General features: G+C 62.4%; 1 protein-coding gene. It reads left to right on the top strand.

Going from position 1 to position 229, the window contains the following annotated elements; translation table 11 throughout:
- Positions 1 to 41 precede the first annotated feature (41 nt).
- Positions 42 to 229, top strand: a 188-nt coding sequence (locus Q5762_RS39880; protein WP_315897207.1) for a hypothetical protein, incomplete at its 3' end; no start/stop codon positions are given.

Below are 229 nucleotides of genomic sequence, written 5' to 3'. Positions count from 1 at the left end.
ATTGGGAGGCGGCTCGGATCGTTGCGGGACCGCTACTTCGATTGGCGTTCGACGATCTCAGGATATGGCGATTGTTTCAGGCGACGGCGCTCGTTGCGCTTCCGATCCTGCTTGTGGTGGTGGCTTTTGCGACGCAGGACTTGGCGCGCGGACTTTCCGTCCTAGTCGCAGCGATCGCCGGCTTGGCGCTAGCGGCTGGTCTGACATTTTGGCTGGACGTGCAGCCGGC

The organism is Streptomyces sp. P9(2023), assembly GCF_032436795.1.
Lineage (GTDB): Bacteria > Actinomycetota > Actinomycetes > Streptomycetales > Streptomycetaceae > Streptomyces.
This window is presented reverse-complemented; position numbering and strand designations above follow the sequence as displayed.